General features: G+C 64.2%; 10 protein-coding genes. 8 read left to right on the top strand and 2 right to left on the bottom strand.

The genetic code is table 11. The features are described 5' to 3' along the window. Positions 1-233 precede the first annotated feature (233 nt). The 6 genes from DEM27_RS05455 to DEM27_RS05430 all read left to right on the top strand — a co-directional run bounded on the left by DEM27_RS05455 (position 234) and on the right by DEM27_RS05430 (position 7010). On the top strand, positions 234-1247 hold the full coding sequence (locus DEM27_RS05455) for a BMP family protein (protein WP_205908866.1): 1014 nt from the start codon (positions 234-236) through the stop codon (positions 1245-1247). Positions 1248-1319: 72 nt separating this feature from the next. Then, the gene (locus DEM27_RS05450) at positions 1320-2861 is read left to right on the top strand and encodes an ABC transporter ATP-binding protein (protein ID WP_109457191.1); all 1542 of its coding nucleotides are present in this window, start codon (positions 1320-1322) and stop codon (positions 2859-2861) included. After that, positions 2861-3937: an ABC transporter permease gene (locus DEM27_RS05445; RefSeq protein ID WP_109457190.1), complete on the top strand. Its 1077-nt coding sequence runs from the start codon at positions 2861-2863 to the stop codon at positions 3935-3937. The genes DEM27_RS05450 and DEM27_RS05445 overlap by 1 nt, the downstream gene beginning before the upstream one ends. Next, a complete protein-coding gene (locus DEM27_RS05440; protein ID WP_109457189.1) occupies positions 3937-4881 on the top strand; it encodes an ABC transporter permease in 945 nt (314 codons plus the stop codon). The genes DEM27_RS05445 and DEM27_RS05440 overlap by 1 nt, the downstream gene beginning before the upstream one ends. A 15-nt stretch (positions 4882-4896) precedes the next feature. Continuing rightward, entirely contained in the window at positions 4897-6192 is a 1296-nt protein-coding gene (locus tag DEM27_RS05435; protein ID WP_109457188.1) for an amidohydrolase family protein, read from the top strand. A gap of 107 nt (positions 6193-6299) precedes the next feature. Next, a complete protein-coding gene (locus DEM27_RS05430; protein ID WP_165823351.1) occupies positions 6300-7010 on the top strand; it encodes a YopT-type cysteine protease domain-containing protein in 711 nt (236 codons plus the stop codon). Between the two features lie 4 nt (positions 7011-7014). Here DEM27_RS05430 and DEM27_RS05425 read toward each other — a convergent pair whose 3' ends face one another. Continuing rightward, positions 7015-7899, bottom strand: coding sequence for a DMT family transporter (locus tag DEM27_RS05425; RefSeq protein WP_109457186.1), 885 nt, complete (start codon positions 7897-7899; stop codon positions 7015-7017). Positions 7900-8115: 216 nt separating this feature from the next. Between DEM27_RS05425 and DEM27_RS05420 the strand changes: the two genes are divergently transcribed. After that, positions 8116-9411 (top strand): adenylosuccinate synthase, encoded by a 1296-nt coding sequence (locus DEM27_RS05420; protein ID WP_109457185.1) that lies wholly within the window; start codon positions 8116-8118, stop codon positions 9409-9411. 63 nt (positions 9412-9474) lie between these two features. Continuing rightward, positions 9475-12420 (top strand): hypothetical protein, encoded by a 2946-nt coding sequence (locus DEM27_RS05415; protein ID WP_109457184.1) that lies wholly within the window; start codon positions 9475-9477, stop codon positions 12418-12420. A gap of 146 nt (positions 12421-12566) precedes the next feature. On the opposite strand, the gene rpoH is transcribed toward DEM27_RS05415, so the two are convergent. Then, positions 12567-13475 (bottom strand): RNA polymerase sigma factor RpoH, encoded by a 909-nt coding sequence (rpoH, locus tag DEM27_RS05410; protein WP_109457183.1) that lies wholly within the window; start codon positions 13473-13475, stop codon positions 12567-12569. Between the last annotated feature and the right edge of the window lie 37 nt (positions 13476-13512).

Raw genomic sequence — 13512 nt, 5'->3', positions numbered from 1 at the left:
TCGTAGCCGAAAGGTGCGCGAATATTAGGCTTCTTGCTGCAAAATTTTGCAAAAAATCTTTTCTATTCAAATGCTTCGCCGGCTTGTGGCGAAACTTTGGGCATGCTAGCAATCATATATTAGGAAACAAAAGATGCGACGGCGACGCCATCCGCGCGACCGTTGCACGATGCTCCTGTCATGGGGCGCGCCAGGTCAAAAATAAAAGTCATAGAGACAGAGGGGGCCATTGCATGAAAAGTCTGATGATCGACGGGATGATGACGCGCCGGCTGCTGCTGCAGGGGGCAGGGGCTGCCGCGCTGGTGGCGGCGCTCGGACTTCCCGCCTTCGCCAAGCCGAAGCCGATTGCCGTTGCGCTTGTCACGTCCGTGCCGATCGAACAGCAGTGGATCAGCCGCCTGCATCTGGCGCTCAAGGCGGCCGAAGCCCGCGGCGACGTCACCTATGTCTATTCCGAAAACGTCGCCAACACCGATGCCGAGCGCGTCATCCGCGAATATGCCGAAGCCAAGAAGGACCTGATCATCGCCGAAGCCTTCGGCCTGGAGCGCGCCGCCCGCAAGGTGGCGGAGGATTATCCCGATATCGCCTTCCTGATGGGCTCGTCCTTCCCGGAGCAGGCGCCGAATTTCTCCGTCTTCGACAACTACATCCAGGATGCCTCCTATCTCACCGGCATCGTCGCCGGCAAGGAAACCAAGTCGAACGTCATCGGCATGGTCGGCGGCTACGCCATTCCCGAGGTCAACCGGCTGATGCAGGCCTTCATGGCCGGCGTGCTGTCGGTCAATCCGGACGCCAAGTTCCTCGTCTCCTTCATCAACTCCTGGTACGACCCGCCGAAGGCCAAGGAAACCGCCTTCGCGATGATCGAGAAGGGCGCCGACGTGATGTATGCGGAGCGTTTCGGCGTGTCGGACGCGGCCAAGGAGAAAGGCGTCAAGGCGATCGGCAACGTCATCGATACATCGGAGCAATATCCGGGCACGGTCATCGCCAGCGCGCTGTGGCACATGGAACCGTCGATCGACAAGGCGATCAACGCCGTCGTGACCGACAGCTTCAAGGCGGAGAGTTACGGTCCGCTCAGCCACATGGCCGCCGGCGGCTGTTCGCTGGCGCCGCTCGATCCGAAGCTGGTGCCGCAGGATGTCATCGATCTGGTCAAGGCCAAGGAGGCCGAGATCAAGTCCGGCGCCTTTACCGTTGCCATCAATGACGAAGAGCCGAAATCCACCCTGTAATCGTCGCTGACGGGCCCGGTTCCGCCAATATCCTCCAGGGCGGAACCGGGATCTTTTTCCGGTGGGAAGGCCATGACGGACGAAAATCCGGTTGTTCTGGAACTGCGCGGCATCACCAAGCGCTTCGGGCCGCTCGTCGCCAACGAGGCCATCGACCTCGTCATGCGCAAGGGCGAGATCCTGGCGCTGCTCGGCGAGAACGGTGCCGGCAAGACGACGCTGATGAACATCCTCTTCGGGCATTATGTCGCCGATGAAGGGGGCGTGTTCGTCGCCGACGGGGCAGGCGCGTTGCAGCCTTTGCCGCCGGGAAGCCCGCGTGCGGCGCTGGATGCCGGCATCGGCATGGTGCACCAGCATTTTGCGCTGGCCGAAAATCTCACCGTGCTCGACAACATCACGCTCGGCACCGAGCCGTTGTTCCGCCTCAGCAGGGCAAACAGCGCGGCGCGGGCAAAACTTGCCGGCCTGATGCAGCGGTCCGGATTGAAGATCGATCTCGACGCGCAGGTGTCGCAGCTTTCGGTCGGCGAACGCCAGCGCATCGAGATCCTGAAGGCGCTCTATCGCGACGCCCGCATCCTGGTACTCGACGAGCCGACGGCGGTGCTGACACCGCAGGAAAGCGATGGCCTGTTCGAAACCTTGCGCAGCCTCGCCGCTCATGGCCTCTCCGTCGTCTTCATCTCCCACAAACTGCATGAGGTCGTTTCGGGCAGCGACCGCGTCGCGGTGCTGCGCGGCGGGCGCAAGGTGGCCGAGATCCCGACCAGGGGCAGCGACAAGGCGCAACTGGCCGAACTCATGGTCGGCCGTGCCGTCAGCCGGTCGAAGCGCGAGCCGCGGGCGCCGGGCGCGCCTGTGCTGATCCTCGCCGATGTTTCCGTTGGCGGGGCCAACATCCGCCAGCGGCTCGAAAACGTCAGCATGACGGTGCGCGAAGGCGAGATCGTCGGCATCGCGGGCGTGTCCGGCAACGGGCAGGCGGCGCTGGCCAACCTTCTGTCCGGCCTCGTGACGCCATCGGCCGGTACGCTGTCGCTGGGCGGCAAGGTGATGTCCCTCTGTGATCCGCAGGAATTCGTCGCCGCCGGCGTCGGCCGCATTCCGGAAGACCGGCATCACGAGGGCGCCGTCGGATCGATGACGATTGCCGAAAACATCGCGCTGGAGACGATCCGCAGCCGGCGCTTCCAGCGCTTCGGCTTCCTCAAATTCGGCGCCATCCGGGCACGGGCGGAAGAGGCGATCAAGGCCTACGACATCCGTTGTCCGGGTCCGGACGCGCCGATCCGCCAGCTTTCCGGCGGCAACATGCAGAAGGCGATTCTGGCGCGGGCGCTGGATGACGCGCCGCGGCTGATCCTCGCCAACCAGCCGACGCGCGGGCTGGATGTCGGCGCCGTCGCCGAGGTGCACCGCCGCCTGCTCCTGGCGCGTGAGCGTGGCGCGGCCATCGTGCTGATCACGGAAGACCTCGACGAGTTGTTCGAGCTTTCGGATCGTGTCGCGGTGATGTTCCGCTCGCGGCTGACGGACAGTTTTGCGTCCGCCGACCTGGATTTGAAGACGCTAGGCCTGATGATGGCCGGCCATGACAACGAGGCCGCCTGATGATGAGGCTCGAACCCCGAACCGCGCCCAGCCCGCTGCTGATCTACGGCGCGCCCGTGTTGGCGGCGGTGATTTCGCTGGTGCTGGCGGCAATCCCGCTGCTGGCCGCCGGCGTCAACGTTTTCCAGGCCTATGGCGTGATGATCTCGGGCGCGCTCGGCTCGCAATTTGCGCTGACGGAGGTGGTGGCGCGGGCGACGCCGCTGATCCTCACCGGGCTTGCCGCGGCGATCGCCTTCCGGGCAAAGCTGTTCAATATCGGTGCTGAAGGCCAGCTTTATATCGGCGCGCTGGCGGCGGTGGCCATCGGTTCCGGCCGGTTCGACGGCCCGGCGCCCTTGATGATCCTCGGCATCTGCATAGCCGGTGCCGTCGCCGGGGCGTTGATGATGCTCGGGCCGACCGTGCTCAAGGTCAAGCTCGGCGCCGACGAGGTGGTGACGACGCTGCTGCTCAATTTCATCGTCGCGCTGTTCGTGCAGATGATGATCGAGGGACCGATGAAGGACCCGATGAGCATGGGCTGGCCGCAATCCGAGCCGATCCTCGACAGCGCCACCCTGCCGAAGCTGATCGACAAGACCCGGGTGCATGCCGGGCTGATCATCGCCATCCTGGCGGCGATCGGCACGGAAATCCTCATGCGCCGCACCGTGCCGGGTTTTCGCATCCGCGCCGTCGGCGCCAGTCCGGCCGCCGCCCGCTTCGCCGGCATGAGCGTGACGAAGACGATGCTGCTGGTCGGCGCGCTTTCGGGCGCCTTCGCCGGCCTGGCCGGCGTCGGAGAAGTGGCGGGCCTCAAGGGATATCTCACCAACGACCTGTCGCCGGGGTATGGTTATGCCGGCATCGTCGTCGCCATGCTGGCGGGGCTGTCGCCGATCGGTGTCATCGCTGCCGCTTTCTTCGTCGCGGCGGTCTTCGTCGGCGCCGATTCCATGAGCCGGGCGATGACGGTGTCGAGCTACATCGCCAATCTCATCGTCGCGCTCGGGCTGTTGTCGGTGCTGCTGTCCGGCGTGCTGACGCGGTATCGCATCCGCTGGTCGCTGCCGGCGCGGGGGAGGGCCTCCTGATGGCGTCGGTCTTCGATATCCTGCTGACGGTGTCGTTCTGGGCGGCGGCGGTGCGGATCGCCACGCCGCTGATCTTCGGCGTGCTCGGCGCGCTGCTCTGCGAAAAATCCGGCGTGCTCAATCTCGGCATCGAAGGCATCATGACGGTCGGCGCCATGTCAGGCTGGCTGGCGGTCTATGCCGGGGCGGACCTCTGGACCGGGGTGGTGGTCGCCGCCTTCATGGGCGCGCTGTTCGGGCTGCTTCTCTCCTTTTTCACCGTCACGCTCGGCCTGTCGCAGCATGTCAGCGGTCTCGGCGTCACCATGCTGGCGACGAGTGCCGCCTATTTCACCTACCGTGTCATCCTGCCGAACGTCGATACGCCGCCGCGCATCGTCCCGTTCCAGCCGCTCGATATTCCCGTGCTCTCCTCCATTCCGTTCCTCGGGCCGGTGCTGTTCCAGCAGACGGCATTGACGCTGCTTGCCTTCGTGCTGGTCGGCGTGCTCGCCTGGTTCCTGGCGAAGACGCCGCTGGGGCTCGCCGTGCGTGCCGTCGGTGAAAACCCGTCCGCCGTCGAGGCGCAGGGCCTGAACGTGTTGTGGCTGCGCACCGGCGCCGTCGTCGCCGGTTCGGCGATCATGGCGATCGGCGGCGCCTTCCTCACCATGTCGGCCTTCGACGCCTTCTTCTTCGAGATGGTCGCTGGGCGCGGCTGGATCTGCATCGCGCTCACCGTCTTCGCCTCGTGGAAACCCGGCAAGGCGCTGTTCGCCGCCATCCTGTTCGGCGCCTTCGACGCTTTCCAGGTGCGGCTGCAACAAGTTGTGGGCGCTTTCCTGCCGAGCCAGATTTTCCTGATGATCCCCTATATCCTGTCGATTGTCGCCCTCGTCGTCTGGTCACGGCGGGCGAGCTATCCCAAGGCCCTGATGATCCCCTATGTGCGCGGCCAGCGCTGAGAACGGAATGACAAGATGAGCTTTGACCTGATCGTCCGCAACGCGACACTCCCCGATGGCCGCACCGGCCTCGACATCGGCATCAGCGACGGCAAGATCGCCGCCGTCGAGCCAAACCTCTCTGCCGAGGCGGGCCGCGCGATCGATGCTGGCGGCCATCTCGTCTCGCCGCCTTTCGTCGATTGCCACTTTCACATGGATGCGACGCTGTCGCTCGGCCTGCCGCGCATGAATGTCTCCGGCACGCTCCTGGAAGGCATCGCGCTCTGGGGCGAGTTGAAGCCGATCCTCACCTTCGATGCCGTCGTCGAGCGGGCGCTGCGCTATTGCGATCTCGCCGTGTCGCAGGGCCTGCTCGCCGTGCGCACCCATGTCGATATCTGCGACGACCGGCTCTTGGCGGTGGAGGCGCTGCTGCATGTGCAGCGCGTCGTCAAACCCTATCTCGACCTGCAGCTCGTCGCCTTCCCGCAGGACGGGTATTACCGCTCGCCGACCGCTGCCGAAAATCTCGAGAGGGCGCTGGATTTCGGCGTCGACGTCGTCGGCGGCATTCCGCATTTCGAACGGACGATGGAGGACGGCGCCATGTCGGTGACCGCACTCTGCGAGATCGCCGAACGCCGCGGCCTGCCGGTGGACATGCATTGCGACGAGAGCGACGATCCGCTGTCGCGCCACATCGAAACGCTGGCCTACGAGACCAATCGCCTCGGCCTGCAGGGCCGCGTCACCGGCTCGCACCTCACCTCCATGCATTCCATGGACAATTATTACGTCTCGAAACTGCTGCCGCTGATCGCCGAGTCGCAGGTGCATGCGGTGCCCAATCCGCTGATCAACATCATGCTGCAGGGCCGGCACGACACCTATCCGAAGCGCCGCGGCATGACGCGCGTCAAGGAGATGCGCGACTACGGCATCAACATCGCTTTCGGCCAGGATTGCACCATGGACCCCTGGTATTCGCTGGGCGGCGCCGACATGCTCGACGTCGCCCATATGGGCCTGCATGTCGGCCAGCTGTCGTCGCGGGAAGCCATGCGTTTCTGCTTTGAGGCGGTGACGACCAACCCGGCCAAGGTCATGGAACTCGACAATTACGGCCTCGATGTCGGCTGCAACGGCGACCTGGTGATCCTGCAGGCGAAGGACGCCATAGAGGCGGTCCGCATGCGGGCGACCCGGCTGTTCGTCGTCCGCCGCGGCAAGGTGATCAGCGAGACGCCGGCGAAGGTCAGCCGCCTGTCGCTCGATGGCCGGCCGGCATCGGTCGATCCGGCGGCCTATGCGCCGGTCGCGGAGGGTTGATCGTCAGCCGCGCCTGACCTTTTTTGGTCAACGTAGAGATGCGTCGAAACAGGCAAGAATTCATTTACGGGTTTGGCTTCACCGTCTGGAAAACCGGAGGTGAAGTCATGGAACTGCCAGCAGACTATATGAAGAATGGCGTTGCGTTCAAACAGCGCGATCTCGCCGTCGCCGACGAGGAAGTGTCCTACGGCATCTGCGTCGGCCTGTCGGCGGAATGGGTGGCGCGGCACAAGAAATACAAATCGGAAGGTTCGGCGAAGCGGATCGCTTTTATCAAGAGCCAGGCTCCCAGCGCCATCGCCCGCCAGAAAGCCTATCTCAGCGTGCTGACGAAAAGCCGGTCTTCCGCTTTCAGCGGACAGACGACGGAACTCGATGCGGCGCTGGCCTTCGCTGAAAGCGGCATGTCGGCAAACCTTGCCGATTCCACCCGCTTCATGCGAGCGGCGGCCGACGAATGCCTGCACCCGCTTTATACGCACACCGGCGGCCACAACAATTATTTCCTGATCCTGCTGAGCTTCGGCAAGGACAATCACTGCATTGCGGCCTATCACTCGAGCGGCAAGCTTTTCGGTTACGGCTCGCATCTTTATGTGTTCGAGCCGAACTTCGGCGAGATCAAGATCGCCGCCAGCGAAACCGCGGTGAAGGGTTTCTTCAAGGCGCTGGCGGAGGCCTATCGCACATATGCCGACAAGGACAACGTCGTCGATCCGAAGATCCTCGACCGGGTGACAGTGGTTCGGCTGTCCGAAACCTTCGCCGCGCCGACCCGAGCCCGCGCGCAAGCGATCACCGGCAAGGCGGCGTGACGGGTTACTGGCGCGGTCTCCCTCGCTCGGCAATGGCAATGCCGCCGAGGGCGAGCACGAGCGCGATGACGTGGAAAAGCTGCAGGTCTTCGCCGACCAGCAGCACCGACAGCAGCGTGCCGAACACCGGAACGAGGTTGATGAACAGGCCGGCCCGGTTCGGGCCGATGCCGTCGACGCCCATGACGTAGAGAATTTGCGCCACCAGCGAGGCGAAGATGCTGGTCCACAGTGCGATCGCCCAGCCGCTGGCATCCGGCCAGATGGCGTTGCCGGCGGCGGCCTCCCAGCCGAGCAGGGGCACGGAGGCGAGAAGGGCGCCGAGCGCCGGCAGTGCCATCAGGCTTTTCCAGTGGATCGGCGGGCGCCAGCGCAGCAGCAGCGTGTAGACGGTATAGGCGACGACGGCGAGCATCATCAGCGCATCGCCGAAATTGAGCGTCAGCTGTGCCAGGCTCATGAGATCGCCATGCGAGGCGGTCAGCGCGATGCCGAGCAGGGTGACGGCAAAACCGACGATCTGCGCCAGCGACACCCGCGTGCGGTAGAGCAGGAAGTTGGCGATGAAGATCAAGACCGGAATGCCCGCCTGCTCGATGGCGACGTTGATGGCCGTGGTATAAAGCACCGCCGTATAGAGGAAGGCATTGAAGCTGGTATAGCCGATCACGCCCAGCACCATCAGCAGCAGCCAGTTCTGCTTGAGCAGCGGCCAGTCCTTCTTCAATTGCGGCACGGAGATGGCGACGATCAGCATGAAGGCGAAGGCCCAGCGCCAGAAGGTCAGCATCATCGGGCTGATATGGCCGATTGCCAGCTTTCCGGCGACGGCGTTGCCACCCCAGCACAGCGCCGCGATCGTGAGGTAGACATAAGCTTTGATGGACAAGGCGTTTCTTCCGTTTGCCGCCCTCTGCCGGGGCGTGTCTGGTTCTGCGATTGTGATTGCCGGCACAGGTTTTGTGGGATAGCGCCGCGCCGGGACTTCCTTTTGTCACGCAAAAAGCCAATTGTGGAGTCAAACAGGGTCGCTTTCCGGAAAACAAAACAGTATAGATGCGCGGGTTTGGGTTGGCGCAAGGCGCTGAGATGACAGGAATTTGAGATGACGAATGTCGTGGTTGTCGGCTCGCAGTGGGGCGACGAAGGCAAGGGTAAGATTGTCGACTGGCTCTCCGAGCGCGCCGATGTGATCGTGCGTTACCAGGGCGGCCACAATGCCGGCCATACGCTGGTGATCGATGGGGTCAGCTACAAGCTCGCCCTTCTGCCCTCCGGCCTGGTGCGCGGCAAACTCTCGGTCATCGGCAACGGCGTCGTCGTCGATCCGCATCATTTCGTCGCCGAAGTCGAAAAACTGCGCGCCCAGGGTGTTGCCGTGACGCCGGAGGTGCTGCGCATCGCCGACAATGCGCCGCTGATCCTGTCGCTGCACCGCGATCTCGATGCGCTGCGCGAGGATGCCGCTTCCAACAGCGGCACGAAGATCGGCACGACGCGCCGCGGCATCGGCCCGGCCTATGAAGACAAGGTCGGCCGCCGCGCCATCCGCGTCATCGACCTTACCGATCCCGATACGCTGCCGGCCAAGATCGAACGCCTGCTCACCCACCACAATGCGTTGCGCCGCGGCATGGGCCTCGAAGAAATTTCCGTGCAGTCGCTGCAGGACGAGCTGACCTCGGTCGCCAAGCATATCCTGCCCTATATCGACCAGGTCTGGCGCCTGCTCGACGAGCAGCGCAAGGCCGGCGCCCGCATCCTGTTCGAAGGCGCCCAGGGGGCGCTGCTCGACAACGATCATGGCACCTATCCTTTCGTCACCTCGTCCAACACCGTCGCCGGCCAGGCGGCTGCCGGTTCCGGCCTCGGCCCGACGGCGATCGGTTACGTGCTCGGCATCACCAAGGCTTACACGACGCGCGTCGGCGAAGGCCCGTTCCCCTGCGAATTGAACGACGAGATCGGCAAGCACCTGGCGACTGTCGGTCGCGAGGTCGGCGTCAACACCGGTCGTCCGCGCCGTTGCGGCTGGTTCGATTCGGTGGTGGTGCGCCAGACGGTGAAGACCTCGGGCATCAGCGGCATCGCGCTCACCAAGCTCGACGTTCTCGACGGCCTCGATGAATTGAAGATCTGCGTCGGCTACAAGCTCGACGGCGTGGAGATCGACTATCTTCCGGCGAGCCAGAGCGCGCAGGCGCGCGTCGAGCCCGTGTACATCACGCTCGAAGGCTGGAAGGAATCGACGGTCGGCGCTCGTAAATGGGCAGACCTGCCGGCCCAGGCGATCAAGTATGTCCGTCAGGTCGAAGAACTGATCGGCGCGCCGGTCGCTCTGTTGTCGACCAGCCCGGAACGGGACGACACCATACTTGTGACCGATCCTTTTGAGGACTAATGTCGCCACAGCTTGTGGTATTAATATTATCGGTGGGATACCGGTATTCATGAGAAAGTGCTGATGGCGGATTTTGCAGCAGTCATTCGGCGGGCGGTAGACGGTCTGTCGGACAACACTCCGGAAATGCGGGTGAAAGTTTATGAGAAGGCGCGCGGAGCAGTCCAGCGCCAACTCGAAAGCATGAAGCCCCGGCCGCCGGAAGAAATGCTACGCCGTCAGCTCGACAAGCTCGAACTCGCCATCCGCGACGTCGAAAGCGAGCACGCCGAGGCATTGCCCGCCGGCGACGAGGACCAGCCGGTCGAGGCGGCCGAGGACTGGCAGCAGCCGGAGCAGCATGCCGCCGAAGACGAGCGGCAGGCTTACGATGACGCTGTGACAGCCGACGCCGAGCCGGAAGCCGAACCCACCGGGCAGGACCATGCGCTCGCGGCCGTCGCCGAGGAGGAGCAACCTGAGGAGGTTGCCGCTGCCGAGCAGGCATGGGCGCCCGCCGAGGATGAGCGCGAGCCCTGGGATCCACCTGTTGAAGTCGCGAAGACCGACAGCGAGCCGGCAACGCCGGTGCACGCCGAGCCGGAGCCCTGGGAGACGCCTGTCGAAACCCATGCGGAGCCGGAACCTGAGCCTTGGGAAACCCCTGCCGAACCGGAAGAGCGGCAAGCCCTGCCGACGGAGACGGCCGGAGAGCCGGAGCAGCCGACGTCGGGTGTCGAAGAGCTGGTTCTCGACGCTGCCGTCATTCGCCAGGCGATCGATGCGCAGCCGGTCAACTCGGCGGAGATCCGTGCGCGGATTTACGACAATGCCCGGGCTTCCGTCCGGAATTATCTCGGCAATCTCATGCCGCGTCCCTCCGACGAAAGCATCGCCCGGCAGTTCGACAAGCTCGATCAGGTGATCGAGGAGGTGGAGCAGGAGTATCTCGCTGTAGCGCAGCCCGCGGTAACGGACGTGTCCGAACCTTGGGATTCGCCGGCCGACCATTCCGACGTTCCGCCGGACGAGCGGTCGTCGCAGGGGCTGGTTCCCGACGAGCGGCATATCGGCATGTGGCAGGAGACGCCTCCGGACGAACAGCCGCAGGTTTCGACGGAAAATGCCGCCGAGGCCTGGCAGTCGCCGGAGCCCGGGCGGACGGAGGAAAGCAGCCCGTTCGCGGAGCCGTGGGAAGACGAGCCGGAACCGCTGCCGACGGTGCCGGCGACGGCTGCGCAAACCGACTGGGCAGAACCTTTGCCGTCGGCGCGCGAGCAGGACGACACCCGTCTTTCTGCCAGCCATGACGATGTCGACCCGGTCCAGCCTTTCGACGACCCTGTCGCCGTCGAGCACGAAACACCGGCACAAGTGCCGGCATCAGAGACCGCCGGAAAGGCTGATGACTGGGCGTTTCCCGAAGCGGAGACCAGCGGCCAGACGGCGGCAAAGGTTGCCGGCTCTGCTGGCGCGGCGGCCTATGCCGCCGGCACCCCGAGCGACGAGCGGCTTTCCGAGCCCAAGATGCCGCCGGCCCTCGATCTGCTTGATTGGGATGAAACCTCCTTCGGAGAAGAAGGCAGGCCGGATGCACAGGCAGGTGGAGCGCAGCGCGCCGCCGACAACAAGGCCATCGATCCTTTCGACGACGGCGATGCCTTCTCCGGCGAAGTCGGACCGCTGACGCCGGCCGTTGCGACGGCCGCAAACAAATCGCAGGACAGCTGGAACGATCTCGACGACCTGATCGGTGACAACAAGCATTCGGGCCGTGGTGGCGACCGCCAGGCTTCAGCTGCCGTTTCCAACGGCGTTGCTTCACCGCGGCCGGGCAAGTCGTTCCGCGTCGAGCCGAAACGCCGGTTCAATTTTACCGTGCTCGGCCTTGCTTTGCTGCTGGCCGTTGCCCTGGGCGGCGGCGGTTATGCCGCCTGGCTGTACCAGGATCGCCTGAAGGACATGGTGGCCAACCTCGTCGACAGCGGACCGCAGATCCCCGGCCTCGAGAAGAAGCCGGAAGAGAAGGCCTCGACCGAGACCAAGCCCGAGACGACGGCAAACACCCCGGCAACGGAACAGACGACCGGCAACGATACCAAGCCGGCCACCACGCCGACGGCAACCGATACGTCCAGGGATCTTGCAGCCCTCGACACCAGCAATGTGCCGGCAGCGAACAAATTCACGCAGCGGCTTCTCGTCAACGGTTCCGAGGTAGACGAAGGACCGGGCGGCGAAGCGATCCTGACCGAGGGCAAGTCGGTTGCCGAGCAGAACGTTGCGGCCAACGAGGCAGGCAACACGCCGACCACCGATACCAGCGGCGCCGCCACGACGGGCAACCAGACCCCGGCGGATACGCAGACGACGGTGCCGGCCGAAACCGGGCAGGTCGACGGTGCGACACAGACACCGGCGGCCGAAAATACCACCCAGGGTACGCAGCAACCCGCCGCTGTTGCCGGCGCGCAAAAAATGTTCCTTTATGAGGAGCGTATCGGCCAGTCTGTCCCGACGGCGATCCAGGGCACCGTGGTCTGGTCGCTGCAGCAGGAAGCCGGCGAAGACGGCAAGCCGGAGCCGACCGTGCAGGGGCAGATCAACGTTCCCGATCGCGGCCTTTCGGCGCTGATGACCTTCAAGCGCAACTCCGATCCATCGCTGCCCGCCAGCCATCTCGTCGAGATCGTCTTCTCGCTGCCGCAGGATTTCGAAGGCGGCGCCATCGACAGCGTACAGCGCATCGCCATGAAGCAGACGGAGCAGGATCGCGGCAACGCATTGATCGCCGTGCCGGCGAAGATCACCGACGACTTCCATATGATCGCGCTCAACGATTTTCCCGAGGCGCGGGCATCCAACCTCGAACTGCTGCGCACGCGCGGCTGGATCGACATGCCGATCACCTACCGCAACGGCCGTCGGGCGCTGTTGACCCTGGAAAAGGGAGAGCCGGGGATGGACGCCTTCAACAAGGCGGTTCAGGCCTGGCTGACCCTCGCCAACGCGCCGGCCAGCGGTCAGTAAACTCTGGGCATAAAAAAGGGCGCGGTGTGCCGCGCCCTCAGACTTCTGACAAAGGCATAAAATGCCTTTTTCGTGATCCTCGGCTCAAGGCCGAGGACGACGTCGGTAAGAGAATGGCGGTTTGCGCCGATGGGCGTATCCGCCCCTCAGTTCGCCACTTCGACAACCCGCAAAGCTTTGGCGCGGTCCAGGGCGTCCTTGCGTACGGCGTCCTGAACCTTCTCGAAGGCGCGAACCTCGATCTGGCGTACGCGCTCGCGGCTGATGTCGAATTCGGCCGAAAGCTCCTCCAGCGTCACCGGGTCTTCGGCGAGGCGGCGGGCTTCGAAGATGCGGCGTTCGCGATCGTTGAGCACGCTCATGGCCCGGGCCAGCATGCGGCGGCGGGTGTCGAGTTCGTCCTGTTCGATCAGCACCGCTTCCTGGCTGTCGTGATCGTCGACGAGCCAATCCTGCCACTGGCCGGAATCGCCTTCCGAGGCCTTGATCGGCGCGTTGAGCGACGCATCGCCGGAGAGGCGGCGGTTCATCGACACGACTTCTTCTTCCGAAACGTTCAGCTTGGTGGCGATTTCCGCCACCTGTTCCGGCTTCAGGTCGCCTTCGTCGATCGCCTGGATACGGCCCTTCAGCCGGCGCAGGTTGAAGAACAGCCGCTTCTGGTTGGCGGTCGTGCCCATCTTCACCAGCGACCAGGAGCGCAGGATGTATTCCTGGATCGACGCCTTGATCCACCACATGGCATAGGTTGCCAGGCGGAAGCCGCGTTCCGGATCGAACTTCTTGACGGCCTGCATCAGGCCGACATTGCCTTCCGAGACGACTTCGCCGATCGGCAGGCCATAACCGCGGTAACCCATGGCGATCTTCGCCACGAGGCGCAAATGGCTGGTCACCAGCTTGTGGGCGGCGGTGCGGTCGCCATGTTCCTGGTAGCGCTTGGCGAGCATATACTCTTCCTGCGGCTCCAGCATCGGGAACTTGCGGATTTCATCGAGATAACGGTTCAGACCGCCTTCACCGGCGGTAATACTGGGTAAAGAACTGCGGGCCATGGAGCGCCCCCTTTCCAAAATAGTGTGGCCCCTCTGG

The sequence above is a fragment of the Rhizobium album genome, assembly GCF_003122325.1.
Taxonomy (GTDB): Bacteria; Pseudomonadota; Alphaproteobacteria; order Rhizobiales; family Rhizobiaceae; genus Metarhizobium; species Metarhizobium album.
The sequence above is the reverse complement of the archived record's forward strand: the minus strand, read 5'-3'. Positions and strand labels throughout refer to the sequence as shown.

Coding starts and splice junctions, on each gene's coding strand:
- DEM27_RS05420 (WP_109457185.1), top strand. CDS start 8,116: ATGACGAATGTCGTGGTTGTCGGCTCGCAGTGGGGCGACGAAGGCAAG.
- DEM27_RS05455 (WP_205908866.1), top strand. CDS start 234: ATGAAAAGTCTGATGATCGACGGGATGATGACGCGCCGGCTGCTGCTG.
- DEM27_RS05415 (WP_109457184.1), top strand. CDS start 9,475: ATGGCGGATTTTGCAGCAGTCATTCGGCGGGCGGTAGACGGTCTGTCG.
- rpoH (WP_109457183.1), bottom strand. CDS start 13,475: ATGGCCCGCAGTTCTTTACCCAGTATTACCGCCGGTGAAGGCGGTCTG.
- DEM27_RS05450 (WP_109457191.1), top strand. CDS start 1,320: ATGACGGACGAAAATCCGGTTGTTCTGGAACTGCGCGGCATCACCAAG.
- DEM27_RS05430 (WP_165823351.1), top strand. CDS start 6,300: ATGGAACTGCCAGCAGACTATATGAAGAATGGCGTTGCGTTCAAACAG.
- DEM27_RS05435 (WP_109457188.1), top strand. CDS start 4,897: ATGAGCTTTGACCTGATCGTCCGCAACGCGACACTCCCCGATGGCCGC.
- DEM27_RS05445 (WP_109457190.1), top strand. CDS start 2,861: ATGATGAGGCTCGAACCCCGAACCGCGCCCAGCCCGCTGCTGATCTAC.
- DEM27_RS05440 (WP_109457189.1), top strand. CDS start 3,937: ATGGCGTCGGTCTTCGATATCCTGCTGACGGTGTCGTTCTGGGCGGCG.